Here is a 25,950-nt window from a genome sequence, read left to right on the forward strand (position 1 = left end):
AGCGGCCCGCGTAATTTCTCCGACTGGGGTGGGATAGTGACAGCGATCAAGGTTTCAAGTTTCGGCGCCCGCGCCACCGTCCTGCTTCTTGCGGGGACGATGCTGTCAGGCGTGCCGATGGCCGCGAGCGCCCAGACGGCTCCGGCGCCCGCGACGCCACCCGCCGCGGCGCCTGTCCGGCCGGAGGCCGCACCAGTGGCGCCGCCGGTGACGCGCACGATCAAGACGCTGCGCGTCGAGGGATCGCAGCGCATCGAGCCCGATACCGTGCTGTCCTACACCAAGCTCCGGGTGGGCACGTCGTTCAGCAACGAGACGCTCGATCAGGCGATCAAGGATCTCTACGCCAGCGACCTGTTCGCCGACGTGTCGATCAGCGGCGCCGAATCGGGCGATATCGTGCTGCGCATCCGCGAGAATCCGGTGATCAACCGCGTGCTCTACGAGGGCAACAAGCGGCTGAAGGAAGACAAGCTGCGTAAGGAAGTGAAGCTCGCACCGCGGCAGATCTTCACCCGCACCGCCGTCCGCCAGGATGTCGGCCGCATCGTCGAACTGTATCGCCGCCAGGGTCGCTTCGCCGCGGTCGTCGAACCGAAGATGGTCGCGCTCGACCAGAACCGCGTCGATGTGGTGTTCGAGATCACTGAAGGGCCCAAGTCGAAGGTCCGTCAGATCAACATCCTCGGCAACGAGGTTTTCTCCGACGGCAAGCTGCGCGGCGAGATGGCGACGAAGCAGGCGCGCCTGACGACGCTCCTGAGCTCGAACACGAGCTACGACCAGGATCGCATGGCCTATGACCAGCAGAAGATGCGTCAGTTCTATCTGACCAACGGCTATGCCGATTTCCGGGTCACCTCGGCCGTCGCCGAGCTGACGCCGGACAAGAAGGACTTCATCATCACCTACGTGGTGGAGGAGGGCCCGCGCTACAAATTCGGCGATGTGACCGTCGACAGCGACATTCGCGACTTCGACAACAAGCGCCTGGCAGCGACGCTGCCGATGAAGAAGGGCGATTTCTACAACGCCAAGCAGGTCGAGGATTCGGTCGACAACCTGAGCGAATCGACCGGCCTGTTCGGCTACGCCTTCACCGAGGTGAACCCCGAGTTCAACCGCGACAAAGACACGCTGACGATGGGGATCAACTTCCACATCGCCGCAGCGCAGCGCTCCTATGTCGAACGCATCGAGATCAACGGCAACACCCAGACTCAGGACAAGGTGATCCGCCGCGAGATCCGCCTGTCGGAGGGCGATGCCTTCAACAGCTTCCAGCTCAAGCGCTCGCAGGACCGCATCAACTCGCTCGGCTTCTTCCAGGAGAAGTTCGAGATCAAGAAGACGCAAGGGTCCGCGCCCGACCGGGTGGTGCTGGAGGCGAACGTCGAAGAGAAATCGACCGGCGAACTGTCGCTCTCGGCGGGCTATTCGAGCCTCGAGAAGTTCATCATCCAGGCGTCGGTCCGCCAGCGCAACTTCCGCGGCAAAGGCCAGGAGCTGCGCGCCAGCGTCAATTATTCCAGCTATTCGAAGTCGATCGAAGTCGGTTTCACCGAACCCTATCTGTTCGACAAGAACATCGCGATCGGCGGCGACATCTTCCGCCGCGATTACAACGCGTTCAACTATATCGGCGACGATCGTCAGACGACCTATACCCAGGTGTCGACCGGGTTCCAGATCCGTGCCGGCCTGCCGCTCACCGAATATTGGTCGCTGTCCGGCCGCTATGGCCTGTCCTATGACGAGGTCGGCCTCGACAAGGGGACCTATTTCACCGCCGGGGTCTGCGATCCGCTGCGCGCCGGCCGCTATCTGTGCGACGCGATCGGCAACCGTGCGACGTCCTCGGTCGGTTTCTCGCTGATCAACGACAGCCTGAACAGCCGCCTGCGCCCGAGCGCCGGCAAGCGCCTTGTGCTCAGCGCCGATTTCGCTGGCCTGGGCGGCGACGTGAAATATGTGCGCACGCGCTTCGAGGGCGCGAAATATTGGGGCCTCGGCAGTGGCTTCATCCTCTCGGCGAACGCCGAGGGCGGTTACATCAAGTCGCTTGAGGGCAGCCGCGGCGCGGGTATCGACAAGGTCCGCATCACCGATCGCTTCTATCTCGGCGAGCCCGATTTCCGCGGCTTCGACATCCGCGGCGTCGGGCCGCGCGTCCAGCGCATCGGCTATACGACGGACGACGCCGGCAATCAGGTGCTGGTATCGGATCGCACCCAGTTCGTGGACGATGCGCTGGGTGGCCGGGCCTATTATCTCGGCCGGATCGAAATGGAGATTCCGCTGGGCGCCGGTGCGCGCGAGATGGGCTTGCGGCCGTCGATCTACATCCAGGCTGGCGCGCTGTTCGGGATCACGCGGCCGCTGCCGACCGCGACCTTCCCGACCCGCGTCGATCCGGTCACGGGCCGGACGACCGTGCTGCCGCTCGAGACCCAGGTGTTCGACGGCAACGGGCATCCACTGTTCGTGGTGCCTTCGACCGACGCGGATCATGCCGGCTTGGCGACCACCTGCCAGGTCGGTTATTCCGCGACGCTGGGCGGCACCGATTGCGCCGGCACCTCGGTCAACACCGCCTATACGAGCACGACGGCGCCGTTCTTCGAGCGCTTCGGCGGTGACTCTGCCAAGCCCCGGCTTTCGGTCGGCGCCGGCGTCAACTGGAATTCGCCGTTCGGGCCGCTTCGCATCGACGTTGCGTATGCGCTGTTGAAGAACCCGAGCGATGATACGAAACTCATCACATTCAACGTAGGGACACAGTTCTAATGAAGACGTACAAGAAGGTTCTGCTTGCCACAGCGCTCGTCGCGCCCGGCCTGCTCGTCGCCGCGGCAGGAGCCCAGGCGCAGACCGTCGCGATGCTGGACCCGGATGCTGCCATGCAGAATTCGAAGGTCTGGACCAGCACCTGGTCCACGATCGACACGACCTACAAGGCGCAGATCGATCAGGCCAAGGCACGCAATGACGCGATCAACGCCGAGATTCAGCCGCTGCTGAAGGCGCTCGACGCCAATAGCGACGGCCAGCTCTCTCAGGACGAGATCCAGCGCGCGCGCGACAGCAAGCGTCCGGAACTCGCCCAGATCGAGCAGAAGCAGGCAGCCGGCCAGACCGAACTTGGCCGCATGCTGCAGCCCGTGACCCGTGCTCGCCTGTACCTGCAGGAGCAGGTCGCCTCCAAGGTTCCCGACGCGGTGACCAGCGTCGTCAAGACGCGCAAGGTCGGCCTGGTCGTGAAGCCGGAAGCCGTGCTGATGCTGGGCGACGCCGCGGGCGACCTCACGCCAGCGGTCAGCGCCGAGATCGATCGCACCCTGACCAGCGTCGCGGTGCCGCCGCCGGTATCGTGGCAGCCCAAGGCGCAGGGTCAGCAGGGCCAGGGCGCGCCTGCGGCGGCTGCACCCGCAGCGCCCGCCGGCCGCCCCGCGCCGACGACGCCGAAGCCGCAGGGCCGGTGACCGACGCGGTGACGACGGGGACGTTGGGCCCGCTCGATATCGGGCGGGTCATGGCGGCGCTCCCCCATCGTTACCCGATGCTGCTGGTCGACCGTGTCGAGGAACTGATCCTCGACCGGTCGATCGCGGCGATCAAGGCGGTGACGATCAACGAGGGCTTCTTCCAGGGACATTTCCCCGGTCGCCCGATCATGCCCGGCGTCCTGATCGTCGAGGCGATGGCGCAGGCCGCGGGAATCCTGGCGGTCGAGTCGCTCGGGCTCGCCGGCTCGGGCAAGCTCGTTTATTTCATGGCGATCGACGGGGCCAAGTTCCGCAAGCCGGTCGAACCGGGCGTCCTGCTCCGGCTCGAGGTCGAGTTCGTCCAGAAGCGGTCGAGCGTCTGCAAGTTCGCCGGTCGCGCGATGATCGACGGCCAGCTTGCCGCCGAGGCGAACTTCACCGCGATGATCGCGGACCCGCCCAAGGCGTAACAGCCCGCAGGTTGCACTCACTGGCCGGCTCTGTTAGGGGCCGCGCCTTCGCTGCTGGTCGGAAACCAGCGGCTTTCCCGGAGATTGGCACGTGAAGAAAGATACCCATCCCGATTATCACACCATCAAGGTGCAGATGACCGACGGTACCCAGTTCGAGACCCGCTCGACCTGGGGCAAGGAAGGCGATTTGATGACGCTCGACATCGATCCGCTCGCGCATCCGGCCTGGACCGGCGGCCGCGGCCAGATGCTTGATTCGGGCGGCCAGGTCGCGCGCTTCAACAAGCGCTTTGGCGGGCTGACCCTCAACAAGAAGTAAGGTGGCGCGCGCCGTCGTTAATGGCGCGTTAGCTATCGAGGACTAGGCTCTCCCTCGTCGCAGCAACGCGAGAGGGAAGCCATGTTCGCCGCCGAATTCGAACCAGCCCTGAGCAACGGACGCCGGCGCAGCCCGCGCGCGCCGGTGTCGCTCGATGCGCGCCTCGGGCGCGGCGGCCTGGATCGCGCGCTGTGCAAGGTGACCGACATCTCGCTCCACGGCGCGCGGATCCACACCTATTCGGGCCTGCGCAAGGGCTCGATGATCTGGCTGACCCTGCCGCGGCTGGGACAGGTCGCCGCCACCATCATGTGGGCCGAGGAGTTCGTTGCCGGCTGCCAGTTCCAGCACCCGCTCGACGACGGCGCCTTCGCCACCCTGGTCGATCAAGGCTTGCAGCCCCAGCCTCGCGCGGCCTGAGCGCCGAGCAATATTTGGCGGAGAGGGTGGGATTCGAACCCACGGTGAGCTTGCACCCACGGCGGTTTTCAAGACCGCTGCCTTAAACCACTCGGCCACCTCTCCGCTCGGAACGCGCTTAGTGCGGGTGCGCTCTTTTGTGCAAGGCCTGCGACTATTGGGGTTCATGTCGTGCGGGGGCTGTGGCAAAGTCCGGCGATGCGGGGGTTTTCCACATATTTGAGCAGAACAGGCGCGGCACTCGCTGCGATCCTGTACCTTTCCGCCAGCGGCTCGGCCGCCGCGCAGGACGAGGCGGGCTTCCAATCCTATCTCGGTACGCTGCGGAGCCAGGCCGAGGCGCGGGGCGTTAGTCGGGCGACGCTCGACGCGGTGATGCCCGGGCTGACGCTCAACACCCGTGTGATCGAGCTCGACCGAGCCCAGCCTGGTGCGGCCAACAATCCCTCGGCAGTCCCCAATTTCGCGCCCTACAAGGCGCAGCATGTCGACACCGCGCGGATCACGCGCGGGCGCCAGGCCTATCTCGCCCAGCGCGGCCGGCTGGCGCGGATCGAGCGAGAGACCGGCGTGCCCGAATCGATCATGGTCGCGATCTGGGGACATGAGACCAATTACGGCAAGGTGATGGGCGGGTTCGACCTGCCGCGCGCGCTCGCCACGCTCGCCTATGAAGGGCGGCGGCGCGACCTGTTCGCCGACGAGTTCATCGCCGCACTGCAGATGGTCGACCGTGGCGTGCCGATCTCGCAGCTGAAGGGAAGTTGGGCGGGCGCCACCGGCGGACCGCAATTCCTGCCGTCGATCTATCTGCGCCTTGCACGCGACGGGGATGGGGACGGCCGCGCCGATATCTGGACGAGCGAGGCGGATACGCTTGCCTCGATCGGCAATTACTTCGCCAATGCCGGCTGGCGGCCGGGCCAGCCCTGGGGGCTGGCGGTGAGCGTGCCGCCGAGCTTCGACCGCAACCTCGTCGCCAACCGGACGATCTCGCCGCGCTGCCCGCGCGTGTTCGCGCGGCATAGCGGCTGGAAGACGATGGCCGAATGGCGCGCGATGGGGCTGGTGCCGCAGACGCGCGGCTGGGCGGGGGACAACGTGCAAGCCACGCTGATCGAGCCCGATGGGCCGGGCAAGACCGCTTATCTGCTGACGGGCAATTACCGGGTGATCCTCGATTATAATTGCTCGAATTTCTATGCGCTTTCCGTGGGGTTGCTCGCCGATGCCGTTGAACAATAGCGGCGTGGTCGCCCTGGTTCTCGCGCTTGCCGGATGCGGCGGCGGGAGCGGCCATGAGGAAGCGCCGTTCATCGCCACGCCGCCAACCGACGGGCAGCGGATCGTGCCCGGAGCTGGGCCGATCGTCCCGCAATATGATCCGCCGCGTACCAAGGTACCGGTATCGACCCTCGACCAGGAGCCGCCGCCGGCCGACCTGCCGCAAGGCGCCGGCCCGCGCGGGACCTCCGGGCAGGAGCAGCGCTATGACGCGGTCGGCTATGCCGGTTCATTCGGCGGCGGCGCCCCGCAATATTCCGCCACTGCCGTCAGCGTCGGACACGCGACCTTGCCGATGGGATCCTATGTCGAGCTGACCTCGCTCGACACCGGGCGGACGATCGTCGCGCTGGTCGCCGGGCGCGGGAACGGCGGGAGCATCGTCGATCTGTCGCCGGCCGCCGCGCAGCAGCTCGGCGTGGGCGAGGGCGCTCCGGTACGCATCCGGCTGGTCACGCCGACTCCGCAAGACCAGATGGCGCTGCGCTCCGGCCAGGCTGCCACCGCGCGGATGGAAGCACCGCAAGCGCTGCTGACCGCGTTGCGCAAGAAGCTGCCCGGCCGTACCAGCTATGCGCCCGCTCGCCCCGTACGCCCCGTGACGCCGCCACCCGGCGCGCGGTACACACCGCCGCCGGCATCGGAGCCCGTACAGGCCGCCCCGGCCCGGTCGGGTTATCTCGTCCAGGTCGCCGCCTTCTCGACCCGCGAGCGCGCCCAGGCGGCGGCGCGGCAGGTCGGCGGAAGGATCGCCGCGGCGGGCGGCATCTTCCGGGTCCAGATCGGCCCGTTCGCCGATGCCGCGAGCGCCCAGCGCGCACGTGACGACGCGGCCCGGCACGGCTATGCCGATGCCCGCATCCTGCATATCGAGTAACCCCTAGCGTCACGGACTATTGTCATGAAGAAACTGCTCGCCGCCTCCGCCCTTGCGATCGTGTTGGCCTGCCCCAGCGTCGCCGCTGCGCCCGATTTCCCGACGCCGGCGCCCGTCGCCTTCCTGACGGACCTGTCGACCGGAGCAATCCTGTTCTCGAAGGATGCCGATCGCCGCATGCCGCCGGCATCGATGGCGAAGATGATGACCGTCTATGTCGCGTTCGACCTGATCAAGCGCGGCGAGCTGAAGCTCGACCAGCAGTTCGAGGTCGCCCCGGAGACCTGGAAGAAATGGCATGGCCCCGCAGCGGGTTCGACCATGTTCCTCTCGACCGGTGAGAAGGTGAGCGTCGAGAATCTGCTCAAGGGCATCGTGACGCTCTCGGGCAACGACGCCTGCGTCGTGCTGGCCGAGGGCATTTCCGGGACCGAGGAAGCCTTTGCCAATCTGATGAACCAGCGGGCCGCGAAGCTGGGGCTGACCAACAGCCATTTCGGCAATTCGAACGGCTGGCCGGATAACGGCGTGACCTATGTCACCGCGCGCGACCTCGCGAAGCTGGCCGCGGCGACGATCCAGGACCATCCGCAACTCTACAAGAAGTTCTACTCCCTGCCGAGCTTCACCTGGGGCAAGACGCTCGGCGCAGGCGCCGACATCACCCAGGCCAATCGCGACCCGCTGCTGGGCCGCGTCGCGGGCGCCGACGGGCTGAAGACGGGGCACACCGAAGAGGCGGGTTATGGCTTCACCGGCTCCGCCGAGCAGAATGGCCGCCGCCTGGTGATGGTGATGGCCGGCCTGACCAGCGCGAACCAGCGGATCGAGGAATCGGTCAAGTTCATGAACTGGGGCTTCCGCGCCTGGCAGGCCAAGCCGATCGTGGCGAAGGGCCGCAAGGTGGAGACTGCCGAAGTCCAGCTCGGCAGTTCAAGCACGGTCGGCCTGGTCGCCCCGGCGAACCTGACCGCGACCCTGCCAGCGGGCGTCGCGCCCGACATCCAGCTGCGCGTCGTCTATGACGGCCCGATCAAGGCGCCGATCAAGGCCGGCCAGCATATCGCCGATCTGATCGTGATGACCCCCGACATGCAGCCGCAAAAGCTGCCGCTGGTCGCCGAAAGCGATGTCGCCGAGGCTGGCTTCTTCGGCCGCGCCTGGGCCGGGTTCAAGGGCCTGTTCGGCGGGTGACGACAGGTCGCTTCATCTCGCTCGAGGGCGGGGAGGGGGCCGGCAAATCGACTCAGGCGAAGCGGCTGGCCGCGGCGCTGGGCGCGCGCGGCATCGAGACGCTGGTCACGCGCGAGCCAGGCGGCAGCGAGGGTGCCGAGGCGATCCGCGGCCTGCTGATGCAGGGCGATGTCCGGCGCTGGAGCCCGCATAGCGAGGCCCTGCTGTTCGCCGCCGCCCGGGCCGACCATGTCGAGAAGATGATCCGCCCGGCGGTCGGCGCCGGGACCTGGGTGATCTGCGACCGGTTCATCGACAGCTCACGCGCCTATCAGGGCGTCGCGGGCGGGATCGACGATGCCGCCGTGCTGGCGCTCCATGCCTTTGGGTCGCGCGGGCTGCTGCCCGACCGGACCTTCGTGCTCGAGGTGGCGCCTGAACAGGGCCGCGCCCGGGCCGAGGTACGCGACGGAGCGGGCGCGGACCGTTTTGCGGCGCGCGGCGATGCCTTCCATGCCGATGTCGCGGCGGCGTTCCGGCGGTTCGCCGAGCATGAGCCCGAGCGGGTTCGGCTGATCGACGCGTCCGGTACGCCCGACACGGTGACGCAGGCCTTGCTCGCCAATCTGGAAGACCTGCTGCCGTGACGCTGCCGGTCGGCAATGACGCGGCGCACGCTGCTTTCGCCTCGGCGATGGAGAGCGGCGCGCTGCACCATGCCTGGCTGTTCGCCGGACCCGAAGGCGTGGGCAAGGCGAGCTTTGCCAAGGCCGCGGCGCTGCGCCTGCTCGCCGAAGGCGCCTCGCCTGGTACCTTGCCGCCGGGGTTCGACGTGCCCGAAGGCGACCGCACCCGATCGCTGATCGCCGCCGGATCGCACCCCGATTACCGCGAGATGGCCCGCCAGCCCAAGGATGCCGACAAGCCGGGGCAGGATCTCGCACGGAGCATCACCATCGCGCAGGTCCGCGCGCTCCAGCCGATGTTCATGACCACCCCGTCCATGTCGTCGCGGCGCGTGGTGCTGATCGACGCGATCGACGATCTGGAGCGGGGCGGGGCGAACGCACTGCTCAAGAATCTGGAGGAGCCGCCCGCGGGCACGATCTTCCTGCTGATCAGCCATGCGCCGGGGCGTCTGCTGCCGACGATTCGGTCGCGCTGCCGGCTGCTGCGCTTCGATCCGCTCGACGACAAGGTGATGAGCGGCGTGCTGCGGGCGGAACTGCCGCAGTGCGACGATGCCGAGATCGCCGCGCTGGTGAAGGCCGGGCAGGGCGCGCCGGGCCGCGCGCTGGGCTTTGCCGGGCTGGAACTGGCCAAGCTCGACGAAGCGATGACCGCCATCGCGCGCGACGGCGATCCGGGCAATGCGCGGCGGACCAAGCTCGCCAAGCTGCTCGCCCCCAAGGCCGCGCAGCCGCGCTACGAGGCGTTCCTCGACCGGGCGCCGGCCTTCATCGCCTCGGCCGCGCCGTCGCGGCAGGGCCGGCAGCTGCAGACCGCGCTCGACAGCTATGATGCCGCGCGGGCGCTGGCGGCGAGCGCGCGGGGCCTGTCGCTGGATTCGCAGGCGACCGTCTACGAGATGGCCGGGCTGGTGGCGAAGCTCGGCGAGGCCTGAGCGGTTTCTCCAACATTTCGCCGATTTTCGCGCCGTTTTTTTCTTTCCGCTGTTATGTTGGATTTCGGTCGCAAAATCCGCGAGCGTTTCCAGGCGGTTGGCGCGCGTTTCCGCTGTTATGCATAACAGCGGAAAAATCAGCGGTAACAGCGGAAAAAGCCGCTGCTTTTACCGCTGTAAAGACGAAAAGATCGTCCAACATTCTTCAACATGAGAAAGAGCCGGCCGGGACCGGAATTGCCCCGACCGGCCGGAACCTGCGACGACGAACGGCAAAATTGAATCAGAATCGCCAGTGATCCCGGCCGTCCACCGTTTCAAAGGGTGAACAGCCACGCGACGCCCATGGCGATGACGATGCTTTCGACCATGCCGAACGAAGCATGGATGAAGGCACGCCCCGGGGGCACATCCAGCTGCACGGCAAACCAGCGAGTCTGCACGATGCCGTAAGCCAGGAGCGCGACGACCATGACCGCGAGCCCGGCGATACGGACCCGGTCCCATGGCTGGGTCATCATGGTGCCGCCGATACCGAGCGTCAGCGCAAAGGGCGCGGCCAGATAGCATTGCGCGTAAAAGGGTGGCTTCAGCGCCTTCCGATCGAGCCCGACCCCGCGCTTGCGCACCAGCCGGGTGGCCATGAGCAGCGGGAAGATGCCGAACAGGATGAGGCGGAGCAACAACAGGCTGGTATTGTCGTCGACCAGGCTCGCCAGCCCATGTCGGCTCCGCACGATCGCATTCGTACCGACCAGGGTCAGCTCGAGCGCCTGCGCCAGCAGGAGCGACAGGACGAGGAAGATCGGCGGGCTCAGCGCGTCGCCATATTGATCGTCCTCGGGTAAGGCGAGCTGCGCCTCGGCATAGGCCATCATCGACAGTGGATGGCGGATGATCCGCCACAGGGTGATCGGGAAGAAGATCACCCAGCTCAATATCTCGAAGAGCAGTTCGTCCAGCGAGTTGAGCCATTGCATGAAATTCATGGGGGCGATGTCCCGTTGCCGACGTCTTGCTGCGCCGCCGCTGTACCCGGTTCAACCGGCATTGAAACCGAAACGTCCCTAACGCGCGATCGAATCAGCCTCGATTCCAAGGAGCTGGGCGACAATCGGCGCCAATATCCCGACCAGTATGTCGGGATCGGCATCGGCCAGCGCCTCCAGCGCGATCATCTGGCGCATCATCTGGACGCCCGCGACCAGCGACAGCAGCAGCGCGGCGCGCTCGGGTGCGTGCGCGGCGCGCACTGCTCCGGTGGCGGTCTTGTGGTGGATCCGGGCGATTTGTTCGCGCGCAATGCGGGCCGCTGCGGGGCTGGATGACGATCGGAACAGGATCAGGAACCCGTCGAGCGGCCCCGCGCCGGCCGCGGTGAGGCCGACCAGCGCCGACGCGAGGTCGCGCGCGATGGTGGGGGAGGCGAGGTTCTCCGGCGCCAGGATCACCGGATCGGCCATGGTGTCCGCGACGACCTCGGCGAAGAGCTGCTCCTTCGAGCCGAAATAGCGGTTGACCAGCATCGCGGTGACGCCGGCACCCGCGGCGATCTCGCGTACGCCTGCCCCGTCATAGCCCGAGGCCGCGAAGGCACGGCGCGCGGACGCCAGGATCGCTGCGCGGGTGCCGGCGGCGTCGCGGCGGCGTGGTTCGGCCGTGGATTCCATAACATATGCCCCTTTTGTCTACAGGTGTAGACTCATGCCATTCCTATAAGTATACAGATGTAGATATGTTCAACAAGACTCGCCGGCGCTTCGACAGGGGCCGACTGGCGGAAGGACAGAGATGAGCAAGACCATCCTCGTTACCGGCGGCACGGGGTTCATCGCCGGCTGGTGCATTGTCGACCTGTTGCGGCGCGGGCATGCGGTGCGCACCACGATCCGCAATCCTGCGCGGGAAGCCTTGGTGCGGGCGGCGATTGGGGCGCAGATCGATCCGGGCGACCGTTTGAGCTTCGCGATCGCCGACCTGACCGGGGACGCGGGCTGGGCAGCGGCGATGATGGGGTGCGACGGCGTGCTCCATATCGCCTCGCCGCTGGGGCGCGAGGCACCGCGCGACCGGGATGCACTGGTCGCGCCGGCGCGGGACGGCACGCTGCGTATCCTGCGCGCGGCCGTGGCGGCGGGGATCGACCGCGTGGTGATGACGTCAGCCGCGGCGACCGCGCGACCGCCGCGCGGCTCAGGGCTGGTGAGCAGCGAGACGGTCTGGGCCGATGCGGAGGATCCCCGGCTCGATCCCTATCGGCGATCGAAGATCCTTGCCGAGCGCGCGGCCTGGGATTTCATGGCGAGCGCCGCCGGGCAGACCGCGCTGACGACGATCCTGCCCGGCGCGGTGTTCGGGCCGTTGCTGGGCAATGGCGAAGCGGCCTCGGTCTGGGTGATCCAGGCGCTGCTCGACGGCAAGCCGCCGCGGTTGCTCGACCTGGCGTTGTCGGTGGTCGATGTGCGGGACCTGGCAGCACTGCATGTCGACGCCCTGTTCGCGCCCGACGCCGCGGGTCAGCGCTTCCTCGCGATGGGCGAGACATTGTGGATGAAGGATATCGCCGGCATCCTGCGTGCCGGCCTTGGCGCGCGCGCCGCGAAGGTGCCGACGCAGGTGCTGCCCAATGCGCTGGTACGGGTGATCGCGCTGTTCCTGCCGCGGCTGCGCATGTTCCTGGGCGATCTGGGCCAGCGTCGGCCGGTCAGCAACGACAAGGCGCGGCAAATGCTTGGATTTGCGCCGCGCCCGGCCCGGGAAACGATCCTGGACTGCGCCGAAAGCCTGTTGGCGTCACGCGCCGCACAGACCAGTTGAGATCGGCTGCACAAAGGATATGGGAGGGCGTCACCGACTTCCCATTGAGGGCCGAAAAACATGCGACTTCTTGTCGTGGAGGATGATCCGCGCGCGGCGAAACAGCTGGTCGCGGACCTCGAGGAACTTGGTCATGAGACGGTGATCGCGCCGGACGGCCGGGCTGCGATCGCCGCCGTCACCGATGGCAAGTTCGAGGCAGTCCTGCTCGACGTGATGCTGCCCTATGTCGATGGGGTGGGGGTCGCCAAGCTGCTGCGCGAGCGTGATATCGACGTGCCGATCATCATGCTGACGGCGCTGGCCGATCTGGACCAGAGGCTGATCGGGCTCGATGCCGGTGCCGACGATTATCTGATCAAGCCGGCCGCACCCGCCGAGATCGACGCCCGCCTGCGCGCGATCGTCCGCCGCGCCGCGCGATCGGGCGATTCGGGCATCATGCGAGTCGGCGATATTGAAGTGAACGAGATCAAATACCGCGCCACGCGCGCCGGCCGCCAGCTTGTGCTGCCCAAGCTGGAGTTCCAGGTGCTGTGCGAGCTGGTGCGCAACGCGAACAGCATCGTCACCCGGCAGATGTTCTACCAGAATGTCTGGAAGTATGATTTCGAGCCGACGACCAACATCATCGAATCCTATATCCGCCACCTCAGGCTGCACCTCAACAAGCCGGGCGAGACCGACCCGATCGTCACGGTCCGCGGCGTCGGGTACATGATCACCGACAAGAGCTGATGCGGCCCCGGTCCCTCCGCGCGATCATGACGATCTATGTGGTCGTCTTCCTGGTCGCGCTGGTGGCGATCCGCATCGTCAGTTACCGGATCGACAGCGATGCACTGCGCCGGCAGGTCGACCGGCGCCTGGCGAGCGAAGCCAGCGCAATTAGCGGTGGCATATCGCAAAAGGCGATGATCGGACGGATCGATGCAGCGCAGAACGACCATGACACGGCAGATCTGTTCTACATGCTGCTCGACAAGAACGGACGGCAGATCGCGGGCGAGCTGCGGCTGAAGAAACAGCCGCCGATCGGCTATTCCGACTTCGGCGACGACGCCCGGGTCGAGGGCGTTGCCCATGGCCGCGCGCTGGCGCGCAGGGTGGGCGGCGATACGCTGGTCGTCGTGTCCGACAATGACGTCGTCGAGGATTTCGACCGGATGCTGTTCCGGGTTCAGCTGATCGGGCTGGCCATCACCGCGCTGATCGTGATCGGGGGCGCGATCGGCATCATGATGGTGATCGGCGGGCGGATGCGCGCGATGCAGCGCACGGTCGATGCGGTGATGGAGGGGGATTTGAAAAGCCGGGTGCCGCTCGACGGATCGCGCAGCGAATTCGACCAGCAGGCAGCGGCGTTCAACCGCATGCTCGACCGGATCGACGAGCTGATGGCGAACATCAAGCATGCCGCCAAGGATGTGACGCATGAGCTGAAGAGCCCGCTGGCCCGATTGCGGGCGCGAGTGGCGGCGATTGCCCGCCGAACGGAGGAAGACCCGGTCGGCGCCGACATCGCCGATGTGCTGGAGCAGACCGACCAGATCATCGAGCTGTTCGGCAGCCTGTTGCGGCTATGGGAGATCGAGGGGGGCCATCGCCGCGAGCGCTTTGCCGATGTGGAAATGAGCGACCTGGTGCGCGATGTCGGGGAGGCGCTGCTCCACGTCTCCGAGGACGATGCGCATGTGCTGCAGCTCGATATCCTGGACGGGCTGAGCGTGCGCGGCGACCCGAACCTGCTGCGCCAGATGCTGGTCAATCTGGTCGAGAACGCCATCCGGCATACGCCGGCGGGCACACGGATCTTGGTGAGCGTGGAGCGGCGCGGACATTCGATTGCGGTGAGCGTGGCCGATGATGGGCCGGGCATTCCGGCGGCCGCGCACGATACCGTGATCCGGCGGTTCGGGCGGCTGGAGGCCGAGGGCAAGCCGGCGGGGCAGGGGTTGGGCCTGACGCTGGTCGACGCGATCGCGCGACTGCATGACGGCTCGCTGGTGCTTGAGGATGCGGGGCCGGGGTTGCGGGCGGTAGTCGTGTTGCCGCTGCATCGGTGAGGTTCCGGCGCTGGTCGATAGCTTGTTTGTTTATCGGTCCACCCGTAACCAATGGGGCATGATCCGAGACGTCATCTCCGAGATACTGTCCTGGTTCATCCCTGACGTCGCGCAATATGTGTCGAAGCGTATTCGCGGCGACAAGGCGGAACGCGCAAAACAACCTGCGCCGTCCCCCGAGCAAACGAAGCGTGGCAAGAGGCGAGCGCAGCGCCAGGCACGGGCACGTAGCCGCCTGAGCCGCTGACGAGCAAGACTGCCCTTGTGGCGACGCGGCGTACCCCGGAGGTCAGGGCCGTTGGGGCCTTTCTCGGCTGTGAGTTCATCCCTGTTCCTTCCCCGGCGGAGAGTATCGGGTCGGATCGTCGCTCCGACGATCCTTGAACATGCGGGGCATGTTCAACCCGATACTGGGTCCAGTTGGGGGACAATAGCGATTGCCGTTGCGGATCATCACTGGGGCCTTCCCAGCTGGGCCCCGGCCTTCGCCGGGGAAGGGTAGAGGGGGATAGCTGAAACGGCGAAAACAGATCGACCCGGACCGACGCGATGGTTGGTCCGGGTCGATCGTTTTCCGGCCAGTCCCGGGCGCCGCTCGGGTGCCCGGAAGATCGATCAGAAGTTGACGCTCACTTCGCCGCCGAAGGTGCGCGGCGGGTTGAAGTTCGCATAGCTGCCGAGCACGCCGTCATTGGCGCCCGAGCGGCGATAGATGTGCTGCTCGTCGAGCAGGTTGCGCGCCCAGACCGAGAAGGTCGCCTTGTTGGCCTCGCCGATCCGAACGTCAGCCAGCGCGAGGCGGCCGTTCACGATGAAGCTGGAGTCGGTCTTCACATTCTCCGCCTGGAAGCTGTAATCCGCATCGGCATAGTTGGCGTCGAGGTGAAGGCGGACCTTCATATCGTCGCCGCCGACCGGCACTTCGTAATCCACATAGCCCGAAGCGGCGTTAGGCGGCGTGTAGACGACGAACACCTGGGTCGGCATGCCGAACGTCGGCCCCGGGTTCGGGTTCGGCGTCAGCGGCACCTTGGTGTAGGTGTAAGCGTAGGACGCACCGAACGTCAGGTGCTCGATCGGGCGCACGATAATGTCCGCCTCGACGCCCCGGATCTTCGAGATGCCCGGCGCATTGGCGGTATTCTCGGTGTGCAGGTTGAAGTTCGGGTTGAGTGTCGTGGTGCCGGGCAGGAACTGGTTGGTATCGACATTGTCGAAGTCGATCTGAGTCCCCGACCGATCCATGATATAGCCTGCCAGGTTCACGCGAACCTTGTGGTCGAGCAGGTCCATCTTGGCCCCGACCTCATACGCCTTCACCGATTCCGGACCGAAGGGCGAGAAGTTCGACGAGCGGTCGTTCGCGCCGCCGGCGCGGAAACCGGTCGAATATTTGGCATAGAGATTGACGTCCGGCGTCGCGTCGAACGCCAGGGTGACCATTGGATCGAACCGGCCGCGATCATAGTGCAGCTGGTAAGGCGTCGGCACACCGGACACGATGTAGAGGGCGCCGTCGCGCTTGTCCTTGGTGTAGCGGCCGCCAACCGTCAGGTGCAGCACGTCGGCGAAGTCCGGCGTGTAGGTCGCCTGGCCATAGGCGGCGTAGCTGCGCGTGCGGGCGAAGCTGGCGCGTTGCAGGAAGCGCGAATTGTAATCCCAGCCCTGATTGCCGGAGCCGATCGGTCCGAACACCTGAGACGGGAGGATCGTGTAGGCGGTGCCATCCGCGTTCCACTGGTTCGACGACGGGGTCGCGGCCGATTCCCGGGCCTGTTCGTTGAAATAATAGAGGCCCGCGACGTAATCGACCTGCGGGATGCTGCCGACGGCCTGGAATTCCTGGCTGAACTGGCTCTGATACAGGTCCGACAGGCTGTAGCGGCTGAACTTGCCGTTCGGCACGAACGGAACGCGCTCCGGACCGCCCGAATTGTCCCACTGGTTGGTCGAGACCTTGCGCCATGCGGTGATCGAGCGAAGTTCGATCGCGGGCGAGATCTTCCAGGAGAGCTTCGCGCTTTCGCCGCTGGTCTCGTCGACGCTGTATTGCTGCGGCACGCCGACATCGGCAACCGACTGACGATCCGGATGGACGCCGACCAGCGGCGGCAGCGGTGCGATGCAGGGGCAGGCGCTCCCGGCGGGCGCGCCGAGCGTGGTGCCGGTATAGACACCGACGGTCAGGCCCTTCGGATTGTAGTTGATCAGCTGGCTGTAAAAGGGCGTGTTCTCGTCCTTGGCCTTGTCGAACGAGAAGTCGGCGGTGAAGCCGTCGAACGGCTGCCAGCGCGCGGAGATGCGGCCGCCGACGCGGTTGTACGCATTCCAGCCGATCTGGCCCGCAAGCGGATCCTTCACCATCGGATCCTGGTGCTGGATCACGCCATCGAGCTTGACCGCGAAATTGTGGAAAGCGGGGAGGTCGAGATGGATCTGACCGTCATATTCCCCGTAATTGCCGACGCCGGCCGAGACCCGGCCGTCGAACTCGCCGGTCGGTGCCTTGGTGACGATGCTCAGCGCGCCGCCTTCGGTGTTGCGGCCGAACAGCGTGCCTTGGGGCCCGCGCAACACTTCAACGCGCTCGACATCGAACAGGGCGGCGTTCAAGCCTTGCTGGCGGCCGAGATAGACGCCGTCGATATAGACGCCGACGCCCTGGTCGCGCGCCGTCTGGTTCGCGTCGAACGGCACGATGCCGCGGATGCCGACGGTCAGCGCCGACTGGCGCGCCTCGAAGGTGGCGATGCGCAGCGACGGGATGGCGCCGTCGGCCAGGTCGATCAGGCTCTGCACGTGGCGGTCGGCAATGACCGTTGGGCTGATCACCGAGATCGCGATCGGCGTCTTCTGGAGGTTGGTCTCGCGTTTAAGCGCGGTCACGACGATATCGGCGATCTGGCCGCTATCGGCGTCGGGCGCGTCGGCGGGCTTTACCGCATCCGCGGCCGGAGCGGGTGCGGGCGCGGTCTCTGCGAAAGCCGGCACTGCCAGGGTTGCCAGCAGGGCGCCGCCCAGCAGCAGCTGGACCCGGAAGGCTTTGCGATCATGCATGTGTAGAATCCCCTTAAGCGGGACATCCCGTCCCGGTATCGAGGCCGCTACAGATGATGATGGTCAGAAATGTTACAGTTTCTGTAACACAACCAATACAGTCTTGTCATTTTCACATCATTTTAATTTAATATAGCCGGACATCTTCATGAATCTGTGGATAAGGCTGACGATATCCTGGAATATTTCACGGTATTGTCTCGAATAACATTCGTATCCGATAGTGGATTTAAAATCTGTTCGTCGGATGGTCCAACGTCGACATGGCATCGACTTGATCCGACGCCTGCGGGCGCCAAAGGCCGTTGGGTGTTCTAATCGCCCGGCAACCGCGCTAGGAGGCCGGGCATGGGTCAGCCTTATTACATCACCACCGCGATCAGCTATCCGAACGGGCGGCCGCATATCGGCCATGCCTATGAAGCGATCGCGACCGACGCGATCGCGCGCTATCACCGCCAGGCGGGGCGCGACGTGCGATTCCAGACCGGCACTGACGAGCATGGCCTGAAGATGGTCCAGACGGCGCGCGACCGGGGCGTCGAAACACGCGCGCTGGCCGATGAAATGTCCGGTTATTTCAAAGAAATGGATGACCGACTGAATATCTCGTACGATCGGTTCATCCGCACGGTCGAGCCGGGCCATCATGCGGCGAGCGCCGCGATCTGGCTGGCGATGGAGGCTTCCGGCGACCTGTATATGGACAAGTATGAAGGCTGGTACTCAGTCCGCGACGAGGCGTTCTACGACGAGAAGGAACTGATTCCGGACGGGGAAGGGGGCAAACTATCCCCCCAGCGCACGCCGGTGGAGTGGACGGTCGAGGAGACGTGGTTCTTCAAGCTGTCCAAATATCAGCAGCCTTTGCTCGACCTGTACGAGGCGCAGCCCGATTTCATCCGGCCAGATGCGCGGCGCAACGAAGTGATGCGGTTCGTCGAGGGCGGGCTTTCCGACCTGTCGGTGTCGCGGACCAGCTTCGATTGGGGCGTCAAGGTGCCGGGCAGCCCGGGGCATGTGATGTATGTCTGGGTCGATGCGCTGACCAATTATCTGACCGGGGCGGGCTATCCCGACAATGACGCCGACCTGGCGCGCTACTGGCCGGCCGATCTTCACGTGATCGGCAAGGATATCGTGCGATTCCATGCCGTTTACTGGCCGGCATTCCTGATGTCGGCGAAGCTTGCCTTGCCGAAACAGGTATTCGGGCACGGCTTCCTGCTCAACCGCGGCGAGAAGGAATCGAAATCCCTCGGCAACGTCACCGATCCGATCGATCTGGTCGATCGCTTCGGCGTCGATGCGCTACGCTATTTCTTCCTGCGCGAAGTGAGTTTCGGCCAGGACGGGAGCTATTCGGAAGAGGCGATCGTCACGCGGTGCAATGCCGATCTCGCCAATAATTTCGGCAATCTGGCGCAGCGGTGCCTGTCGATCATCGCCAAGAATTGCGGGGGTGTCGTCCCCGAGGCTGGCCCGCGGACCGAGGCAGACGACGCGCTGATGGAAAGCATCGCAGCGGCCGAGGCGGGCTTGCACGACGCAATGAAGGATCTGGCGCTCCACAATGCGCTGGAAGCGGTCTGGGCCGCGGCGCGCGATACGAACCAGTATTTCGCCGACGCGGCACCATGGAGCGTGCGCAAGACCGACCCCGCGCGGGCGGACGCGATCCTGCACCTGACGACGGAAGCGATCCGGCGAATCGCGATCATGGCACGCTGGGCGATCCCGGACGGTGCCGACCAGCTGCTCGACCTGTTGGGTCAAGATGCGGCCGCGCGGAATTTCGACTCGCTTGGCGTACCGGTGGCGGCGGGCACGCTCTTGCCGGCGCCGAGCGGGGTGTTCCCGCGGCTGGAGCTGACGGAGGCCTGATGTTCGCCGACAGTCATTGCCATCTGAACTACAAAGGGCTGACCGAGCAGCAGCCCGAGATATTGGCGCGCGCGCGGGCGCGGGGCGTCTCGGCGATGCTCAATATCTCGACGCGCGAGAGCGAATGGGATGCGGTAATCGGCACGGCGGAGCGCGAGCCGGACGTATGGGCGACCGTCGGCATCCATCCGCATGAGGCGGACCAGCATCCCGATGTCGGTACGGCGAAGCTGATCGAGCGCGCGGCGCATCCGCGCGTGGTCGGAATCGGCGAGAGCGGGCTCGATTATTATTACGACCATAGCGACCGCGACCGGCAGCGGGCGAGCTTTCGCGCGCATATCGCCGCCGCGCGCGAAACCGGGCTGCCGATCGTCGTGCACACGCGCGATGCCGAGGAGGATACGGCCGAGATCCTGCGCGAGGAGATGGGGAAGGGCGCCTATCCGGGCGTGATCCACTGCTTCACGGCAAGCGGCGCCTTTGCCGATATCGCGCTGGACCTGGGGTTTTATATCTCGATTTCGGGGATCGTGACCTTCAAGAACGCGAAGGATTTGCAGGAGACTGCGGCGCGGCTGCCGATCGGGCGGCTGCTGATCGAGACCGACGCGCCCTTCCTTGCGCCGGTGCCGAATCGCGGGAAGACGGGCGAGCCGGCTTTCGTGGCGGATACGGCTGAATTCCTGGCGAAGCTGCGCGGCGAACAGCTGTCAGTGCTGGCCGACACCACGGCGGCGAACTTCCACAAACTGTTCGCCAAGACGCGCGCGTGAAAGTCCGGATCCTCGGGTCCGGTACTTCGTCGGGCGTGCCGCGGATCGGCAATGACTGGGGCGATTGCGATCCGGTCGAGCCGCGCAACCGGCGCTTGCGCGCGTCGATCCTGGTCGAGACCGACACGACGCGCATTCTGGTCGATACGAGCCCGGACATGCGCGAGCAGTTGCTGGCGGCTGAGGTCTCGACAGTCGACGCGGTGATCTGGACTCACGACCATGCCGATCACTGCCATGGGGTCGACGATCTGCGGCAGGTCTATCATGCGATGGGCCATCCGGTGCGCGGGCTGGCGCGGCCGATGACGCGGGACGCGCTGGTCGAGCGCTTCGCTTATGCCTTTCTCGGGCGCGACGGCTATCCGTCGACCGTCGAGATGGAATCGCTGCCCGATGCGATCGCCATCGGCGACATCGCGACCCGCGCGGTCGACCAGCCGCATGGGAACATCCTGTCGGCCGGGCTGCGGTTCGACACGGCGGCCGGGTCGATCGGATATGCCACTGATTTCAATATCCTGACCGATGATATGCGTATGCTCTATCAGGGCGTGGACGTGTGGATCGTGGATGCGCTGCGTTACCGGCCGCATCCGACTCATCCCGACGTGCCGACCGTGCTGGAGTGGATCGAAGAGCTGAAACCGCGGCGCGCCGTCTTCATCCATATGGACCAGTCGATGGACTACGCTACCTTGCGCGCCGCGCTTCCGGCCGGGGTTGAACCCGGTTATGACGGCATGGAGGTGATGCCGTGAACGAACAGTCAGCCGACATGATCTATTATCTGCTGATCCTGCTGTTGCCCTTATCGGCGCTGATGGCGCGCCGGCTGCCGATCAAAGACGTGTTCAAGATGGCGCTGGCCTGGGTCGCGATCTTCGGCGTTCTGTTCCTTCTGGTGGTGCTGTGGCAGCAGGCGACGGGCACTGGCGCCGCCATTGGCAGCCTGTTTGGCTGAGAAACACCGCGGGGCTTGTACTGGGGGGACTGTTTTGCGCATATCTCAATTTAACATAATGTGTATTATCGAACTGACGGATATGTCTGAGACAGGACTCCCCCGTTCGTGAGCGGCCCTTCCGATATCGAACGCCTCGTCGCGATCATGGAGCGGTTGCGCGATCCGGAACGCGGCTGCGACTGGGATGTCGCGCAGGATTTTGCGACGATCGCGCCGTACACGATCGAGGAAGCCTATGAGGTCGCCGACGCGATCGCGCGCGGCGATATGGCAGATCTCAAGGACGAGCTCGGCGACCTGCTGTTCCAGGTCATATTCCACAGCCGCATGGCCGAGGAAGCCGGCCTGTTCGCGCTGCCTGACGTCGTGGCGTCGATCAGCGACAAGATGGAGCGCCGGCATCCGCATGTCTTCGGCGACAGCGATGGCGGCCATGAGCAGCATTGGGAACGCCTGAAGGCCGTCGAGCGCACGGCCAAAGGCGATGCCGGCGCGCTGGACGGGGTCGCGGTCGGCCTGCCCGCCCTGCTCCGCGCCGAGAAGCTGCAGAAGCGCGCGGCGCGTACCGGGTTCGACTGGCCCGATCCGTCGGGCGCCAGGGCTAAGATCGACGAGGAGATCGCCGAGATCGAAGCGGCGACGCCGGCGGAGCGCGAGGAAGAGATCGGCGACCTGCTGTTCGCGGTGGTGAACTGGTCGCGCCATCTCGGCGTCGATCCGGAGGCTGCGTTGCGCGTGGCGAATGCCAAGTTCGAACGGCGCTTCAAGGCGATGGAGGCTGAGGCCGGCGACGCGTTTGCCGGACTGGATCTGGAGGCCAAGGAAGAGCTTTGGCTATCCGCCAAGAGAGCTGAACATCGGTTCGATTAGGTTAGCCTATGCGCCGAGGATGATCGGGTGAAGTCCAGCCGGGCGGCAGGGGTTCACCATATCCCGATGGCCGCGGATACGCTGAACCATAGGCAAAGCGCCCGGTCGCGCCTTTGAAGCCAAGAATATACCAGATTTCGATCATGTAACCCGCGGTTCGATCACGGTCCTCGGTGGCCAATTGATCGACCTGCTGCATCCCCTCGCCGATCAGCGCGGAAACCTTCTCGGCGGCTATGGGCGCATTATGCTGCCCGAGGATATTGTCGATAACCCTATCGACGGCCGCCACGGCCAGCTTCTCTTCTTCAGACGTCTCTACGCCCACATATCCCAATGGCGGATAATTGTTTGGCTGGAATTTGTGCTCTGCCTTTAGGCTGCGAAGACGCGCCCTGATAACCGCGGTCAATTGAACCGTTTCCGTCGAAACCGTTGGAAATAGAGCGGCTCGCTGCCCAAGGGCGCCGAATCCGGTGATCGAGGCCAACGCAATGACGCCGCAAATTATCAAGAACATCCGCATTCAGGATAGTTAGCCGCGCAATCGCCTACTGGCCAGCATGCCGGCGAGAAGATGATTGCTCAATCGTTTCGCTGATTGAATCGCTCGTAATCGCGCTCGGCCATGCGGACTTCGTAGATCGCGCTGTCGTCTTCGATTTCCTGCGAGATCACTTCGCCGTGCTGGTGCAGCCACGCAGCGCCGGCGCCGTCGGATGCCGCGAGTTCGATCCGGTAGCGGCGATGGGCCTTGGTCAGCAGCGCGGCGACCTTGTCGATCAGGGTGTCGACCCCTTCCCCGGTCATGGCCGATAGCGCCACGATATCGGGGCGATGCTCCGCCTCCCCCACTCGCTCCGTGCGGTCGTCTTCGTCGAGCAGGTCGAGCTTGTTCCAGGCCTCGATCCGCGGCGTGGTGATGGCGACGCCGATCTCGGTCAGCACGGCCTCGACATCGGCCTTTTGCGCGGCGCTGTCGGGATGCGCGATGTCGCGGACATGGATCAGCAGGTCGGCCGAGATCACCTCCTCGAGCGTCGCCTTGAAGGCGGCGACGAGCTGAGTTGGCAGTTCCGAGACGAACCCCACCGTGTCCGACAGGATCGCCTTGTCGATACCGGGCAGCGAGATCTGGCGCAGCGTCGGGTCGAGCGTGGCGAAGAGCAGGTCTTCCGCCATGACGTCAGCGCCCGTCAAGCGATTGAAAAGCGTCGATTTACCGGCATTGGTATAGCCGACCAGCGCAATCACTGGCCAGGGCGCGCGCTGGCGGCGGTCGCGGTGCAGGCCGCGGGTGCGGGTGACCTGGTCGAGTTCCTTGCGGAGCCGCGCCATGCGGTCGCGGATCAGGCGGCGATCGGCCTCGATCTGGGTTTCGCCGGGGCCGCCGAGAAAGCCGAAGCCGCCGCGCTGGCGTTCGAGGTGAGTCCAGCTGCGCACGAGGCGGCCGGCCTGGTAGTCGAGATGCGCGAGCTCAACCTGCAGCCGCCCCTCGGCGGTCGCGGCGCGTTCGCCGAAGATCTCGAGGATCAGGCCGGTGCGGTCGATGACCTTGGCTTCGAGCGCCTTTTCGAGATTGCGCTGCTGGATTGGCGTCAGCGGGGCGTCGAATACGACGAGCCCCGCCTCTTCCATGCGGACCGTCGCGGCGAGCTGCTCGACCTGACCGCTTCCGATCAGGGTTGCAGGCTTTGCCTGACGGACGCGGAATGCGACCTTTTCGGCCACGACCACGCCGATCGCCTCGGCGAGACCAGCGGTCTCGTCGAGACGAGCAGCGGCGTCGCGTGAGGACACGCCATGTTCGGGATAGACCACGACGGCCCGCGCACCCCGCGCGAACTCGTCGCGATCACGTTCGAAACCTGTGGTCAATCGTCGTCCGAACCTGCTGTTTCATCAGCCAAATTCAGCGGATGGGCCGGCTGGATCGTCGACACGGCGTGCTTGTAGACGAGCTGCGACATGCCATCGCGCTGGAGCAGCATGCAGAACAGGTCGAACGCTGCGATCTGACCCTGCAGCATGACGCCATTGACCAGGAACATGGTGACATTGTCGTCCGACTTGCGCACGGCGTTCAGGAAAATCTCCTGAAGCAAGGGCGCCTTTTTCTGCGCTTCGCCCACCGCGTTTACGATCGCGGCCACGTCGACCGTGGCCGAGGGCATGATCGTCGAGATGGCGTGCTTGTAGATCAGCTGCGACTGGCCGTCGCGGCGGAGCAGCACCGAGAAATTGTCGAACCAGGTCACGATACCCTGGAGTTTGACCCCCTTGACGAGGAACATCGTCACCGGCGTTTTCGAACGCCGGAGGGCATTGAGGAAGAGGTCTTGCAGCGAAGTCTGCTTGTCGGCCATCGGTCGATCCTTTGTTCTTGGCGGGTGGTTTGCCCGCGATGCGCCGGGTTCCCGGCGTCGGATGCGCGCCTGTCTGGCGCGGTATATCCATTTAGGAGCGACCGCGTGTTTCGTCCACTATTCGTCGCGCGTTTCCGTGATTCCAAGCAGCTTCAATTTACGATGGAGGGCAGACCGCTCCATCCCGATGAAGCTCGCGGTGCGCGAGATGTTGCCGGAGAAACGGCGGATCTGGATGCGGAGATATTCGCGCTCGAACGTCTCGCGCGCCTCGCGCAGCGGCGATCCCATGATCGCATTGGCGCTGCCGCCCATGTCGCCGGGGTCGCCGAGCACCTCGGCGGGCAGCAGATCGAGATCGATACGCCCGATCCGGTCGCCCGGCGCCATGATGACGGTCCGCTCGACCACGTTGCGGAGCTGGCGGACATTGCCCGGCCATTCATAGCTCTGCAGCGCGACCATGGCGTCAGGCGCGATCTCCGGCGTCGGCACACGGCGTTCCGAAGCGTAATGCGCGATGAAATGGCCGACCAGCGCCGGAATGTCCTCGCGCCGCTCGGCAAGGCCGGGGATCAGCACGGGCACGACGTTGAGGCGATAATAGAGATCCTCGCGGAAGCGCCCTTCGGCGATCTCGAGAGTCAGGTCGCGGGCCGTGGCGGAGACGACGCGGACATCGACCTTCACGACTCGCTGGCCGCCAACGCGGGTGAAGCTCTGATCGGTCAGCACTCGCAGGATGCGCGCCTGAGTCGCGATCGGCATGTCGGCGATCTCGTCGAGGAACAAGGTGCCGCCATGTGCCTGTTCGAGCAGCCCTGAACGGACGAGTTGCCCCCCCTCCTCCACGCCGAACAATTCTTCCTCGACTCGCTCGGGCGTCATGCGCGCCGCGCTGACGATCACGAAGGGCGAGTTGGCGCGCTGGCTCCAGCCGTGAAGCAAGCGTGCGGCGACTTCCTTACCGACGCCGGCCGCACCCATCACCAGCACGCGGCTGCCGGTCGAGGCGACACGCTTCAAGGTGGCGCGCACGCCGTTGATCGCTGCCGAGCTGCCGGTGAGATCGTTGTTGCTGCCGACCGAGGCGCGCAGCGACGCGACCTCACGCCGCAACCGCTCGGTCTCGGTCGCGCGGGCGACCATCAGCAGCAGGCGTTCAGCCTCGAACGGCTTTTCGATGAAATCGGCGGCACCGCGGCGGATCGCGGCGACCGCGGTGTCGAGATTGCCGTGGCCGGAGATGACCAGCACCGGAATCGACGGATCGCGGCGCTTCAGCTCGTCGAGCAGCTCAAGCCCGTCGAGACGCGAGCCCTGCAGCCAGACGTCGAGCAACACCAGCGAGGGGCGCCGGGCGGAGATCGCCTCCAGCGCGGCGTCGCTGTCGGCCGCGCCGCGGGTTTCATAGCCTTCGTCTTCCAGCACACCCGCGACCAGTTCGCGGATGTCGTGCTCGTCGTCGACGATGAGGATGTCGAGTGCCATG

Annotated in this window: 25 protein-coding genes and 1 tRNA gene; 18 read left to right on the forward strand and 8 right to left on the reverse strand. The window is 65.5% G+C overall.

What is annotated here, in order from left to right; genetic code table 11:
• The first annotated feature begins 36 nt into the window (after positions 1-36).
• The 5 genes from bamA to WC729_RS15205 all read left to right on the forward strand — a co-directional run bounded on the left by bamA (position 37) and on the right by WC729_RS15205 (position 4,697).
• Complete coding sequence (gene bamA, locus WC729_RS15185; RefSeq protein ID WP_372854209.1) at positions 37-2,787, forward strand: outer membrane protein assembly factor BamA; 2,751 nt, start codon at positions 37-39, stop codon at positions 2,785-2,787.
• The gene (locus tag WC729_RS15190; protein WP_372854211.1) at positions 2,787-3,482 is read left to right on the forward strand and encodes an OmpH family outer membrane protein; all 696 of its coding nucleotides are present in this window, start codon (positions 2,787-2,789) and stop codon (positions 3,480-3,482) included. Before bamA ends, WC729_RS15190 begins: the two co-directional genes overlap by 1 nt.
• Positions 3,479-3,955 (forward strand): 3-hydroxyacyl-ACP dehydratase FabZ, encoded by a 477-nt coding sequence (gene fabZ / locus WC729_RS15195; protein WP_372854213.1) that lies wholly within the window; start codon positions 3,479-3,481, stop codon positions 3,953-3,955. The genes WC729_RS15190 and fabZ overlap by 4 nt, the downstream gene beginning before the upstream one ends.
• A gap of 91 nt (positions 3,956-4,046) precedes the next feature.
• Positions 4,047-4,277: a 50S ribosomal protein L31 gene (rpmE, locus tag WC729_RS15200; protein WP_372854215.1), complete on the forward strand. Its 231-nt coding sequence runs from the start codon at positions 4,047-4,049 to the stop codon at positions 4,275-4,277.
• Positions 4,278-4,358: 81 nt separating this feature from the next.
• Positions 4,359-4,697, forward strand: a complete 339-nt coding sequence (locus WC729_RS15205) for a PilZ domain-containing protein (protein ID WP_372854218.1) — start codon at positions 4,359-4,361, stop codon at positions 4,695-4,697.
• 15 nt (positions 4,698-4,712) lie between these two features.
• Here the strand turns inward: WC729_RS15205 and WC729_RS15210 are convergent.
• Positions 4,713-4,802: transfer RNA gene (locus tag WC729_RS15210), tRNA-Ser, on the reverse strand.
• 93 nt (positions 4,803-4,895) lie between these two features.
• On the opposite strand from WC729_RS15210, the gene WC729_RS15215 reads away from it, so the two are divergent.
• From WC729_RS15215 to WC729_RS15235, 5 genes are read left to right on the forward strand one after another with little or no spacing between them, the layout of a single operon-like run.
• On the forward strand, positions 4,896-5,942 hold the full coding sequence (locus WC729_RS15215; RefSeq protein ID WP_372854220.1) for a lytic transglycosylase domain-containing protein: 1,047 nt from the start codon (positions 4,896-4,898) through the stop codon (positions 5,940-5,942).
• On the forward strand, positions 5,926-6,858 hold the full coding sequence (locus tag WC729_RS15220; protein WP_372854222.1) for an SPOR domain-containing protein: 933 nt from the start codon (positions 5,926-5,928) through the stop codon (positions 6,856-6,858). Before WC729_RS15215 ends, WC729_RS15220 begins: the two co-directional genes overlap by 17 nt.
• Before the next feature lie 24 nt (positions 6,859-6,882).
• Positions 6,883-8,052 (forward strand): D-alanyl-D-alanine carboxypeptidase family protein, encoded by a 1,170-nt coding sequence (locus tag WC729_RS15225; RefSeq protein WP_372854224.1) that lies wholly within the window; start codon positions 6,883-6,885, stop codon positions 8,050-8,052.
• Positions 8,049-8,678, forward strand: a complete 630-nt coding sequence (tmk, locus tag WC729_RS15230) for a dTMP kinase (protein ID WP_372854226.1) — start codon at positions 8,049-8,051, stop codon at positions 8,676-8,678. Before WC729_RS15225 ends, tmk begins: the two co-directional genes overlap by 4 nt.
• A complete protein-coding gene (locus tag WC729_RS15235) occupies positions 8,675-9,655 on the forward strand; it encodes an AAA family ATPase (protein WP_372854228.1) in 981 nt (326 codons plus the stop codon). Before tmk ends, WC729_RS15235 begins: the two co-directional genes overlap by 4 nt.
• A 317-nt stretch (positions 9,656-9,972) precedes the next feature.
• Here WC729_RS15235 and WC729_RS15240 read toward each other — a convergent pair whose 3' ends face one another.
• Together WC729_RS15240 and WC729_RS15245 are read right to left on the reverse strand one after the other, a co-directional pair.
• A complete protein-coding gene (locus WC729_RS15240) occupies positions 9,973-10,644 on the reverse strand; it encodes a hypothetical protein (RefSeq protein ID WP_372854230.1) in 672 nt (223 codons plus the stop codon).
• A gap of 78 nt (positions 10,645-10,722) precedes the next feature.
• Positions 10,723-11,325 (reverse strand): TetR/AcrR family transcriptional regulator, encoded by a 603-nt coding sequence (locus tag WC729_RS15245; protein WP_372854232.1) that lies wholly within the window; start codon positions 11,323-11,325, stop codon positions 10,723-10,725.
• Positions 11,326-11,446: 121 nt separating this feature from the next.
• Between WC729_RS15245 and WC729_RS15250 the strand changes: the two genes are divergently transcribed.
• The 3 genes from WC729_RS15250 to WC729_RS15260 are packed head-to-tail and all read left to right on the forward strand — an operon-like array spanning position 11,447 to position 14,538.
• Positions 11,447-12,472, forward strand: a complete 1,026-nt coding sequence (locus tag WC729_RS15250) for an NAD-dependent epimerase/dehydratase family protein (RefSeq protein WP_372854234.1) — start codon at positions 11,447-11,449, stop codon at positions 12,470-12,472.
• Positions 12,473-12,532: 60 nt separating this feature from the next.
• Positions 12,533-13,210, forward strand: coding sequence for a response regulator transcription factor (locus WC729_RS15255; protein WP_372854236.1), 678 nt, complete (start codon positions 12,533-12,535; stop codon positions 13,208-13,210).
• Positions 13,210-14,538, forward strand: a complete 1,329-nt coding sequence (locus tag WC729_RS15260) for an ATP-binding protein (protein ID WP_372854238.1) — start codon at positions 13,210-13,212, stop codon at positions 14,536-14,538. Before WC729_RS15255 ends, WC729_RS15260 begins: the two co-directional genes overlap by 1 nt.
• Positions 14,539-15,153: 615 nt before the next feature.
• Here the strand turns inward: WC729_RS15260 and WC729_RS15265 are convergent.
• Entirely contained in the window at positions 15,154-17,595 is a 2,442-nt protein-coding gene (locus tag WC729_RS15265) for a TonB-dependent receptor (protein WP_372854240.1), read from the reverse strand.
• Positions 17,596-17,943: 348 nt separating this feature from the next.
• Between WC729_RS15265 and metG the strand changes: the two genes are divergently transcribed.
• The 5 genes from metG to mazG all read left to right on the forward strand — a co-directional run bounded on the left by metG (position 17,944) and on the right by mazG (position 22,092).
• On the forward strand, positions 17,944-19,479 hold the full coding sequence (gene metG / locus WC729_RS15270) for a methionine--tRNA ligase (protein WP_372854242.1): 1,536 nt from the start codon (positions 17,944-17,946) through the stop codon (positions 19,477-19,479).
• Positions 19,479-20,255 carry a TatD family hydrolase gene (locus WC729_RS15275; protein ID WP_372854244.1) on the forward strand — a complete coding sequence of 259 codons (777 nt, stop codon included), beginning with the start codon at positions 19,479-19,481 and terminating at the stop codon, positions 20,253-20,255. Before metG ends, WC729_RS15275 begins: the two co-directional genes overlap by 1 nt.
• Positions 20,252-21,016 (forward strand): MBL fold metallo-hydrolase, encoded by a 765-nt coding sequence (locus WC729_RS15280; RefSeq protein WP_372854246.1) that lies wholly within the window; start codon positions 20,252-20,254, stop codon positions 21,014-21,016. The genes WC729_RS15275 and WC729_RS15280 overlap by 4 nt, the downstream gene beginning before the upstream one ends.
• Positions 21,013-21,219, forward strand: a complete 207-nt coding sequence (locus WC729_RS15285) for a hypothetical protein (RefSeq protein WP_372854248.1) — start codon at positions 21,013-21,015, stop codon at positions 21,217-21,219. The genes WC729_RS15280 and WC729_RS15285 overlap by 4 nt, the downstream gene beginning before the upstream one ends.
• Before the next feature lie 108 nt (positions 21,220-21,327).
• Positions 21,328-22,092, forward strand: a complete 765-nt coding sequence (gene mazG, locus WC729_RS15290; RefSeq protein WP_372854250.1) for a nucleoside triphosphate pyrophosphohydrolase — start codon at positions 21,328-21,330, stop codon at positions 22,090-22,092.
• Between the two features lies 1 nt (position 22,093).
• On the opposite strand, the gene WC729_RS15295 is transcribed toward mazG, so the two are convergent.
• Genes WC729_RS15295 through WC729_RS15310 form a run of 4 tightly spaced genes read right to left on the reverse strand, consistent with a single transcriptional unit; the run spans position 22,094 to position 25,949 of the window.
• Positions 22,094-22,618, reverse strand: coding sequence for a DUF4844 domain-containing protein (locus WC729_RS15295; RefSeq protein WP_372854252.1), 525 nt, complete (start codon positions 22,616-22,618; stop codon positions 22,094-22,096).
• 59 nt (positions 22,619-22,677) lie between these two features.
• Positions 22,678-23,970 (reverse strand): GTPase HflX, encoded by a 1,293-nt coding sequence (gene hflX / locus WC729_RS15300; RefSeq protein WP_372854254.1) that lies wholly within the window; start codon positions 23,968-23,970, stop codon positions 22,678-22,680.
• The gene (gene hfq / locus WC729_RS15305) at positions 23,967-24,521 is read right to left on the reverse strand and encodes an RNA chaperone Hfq (RefSeq protein ID WP_372855464.1); all 555 of its coding nucleotides are present in this window, start codon (positions 24,519-24,521) and stop codon (positions 23,967-23,969) included. The genes hflX and hfq overlap by 4 nt, the downstream gene beginning before the upstream one ends.
• A 54-nt stretch (positions 24,522-24,575) precedes the next feature.
• Positions 24,576-25,949: a sigma-54-dependent transcriptional regulator gene (locus WC729_RS15310; RefSeq protein WP_372854256.1), complete on the reverse strand. Its 1,374-nt coding sequence runs from the start codon at positions 25,947-25,949 to the stop codon at positions 24,576-24,578.
• Between the last annotated feature and the right edge of the window lies 1 nt (position 25,950).

It is taken from the genome of Sphingomonas sp. (assembly GCF_041661825.1).
Taxonomy (GTDB): domain Bacteria; phylum Pseudomonadota; class Alphaproteobacteria; order Sphingomonadales; family Sphingomonadaceae; genus Sphingomonas.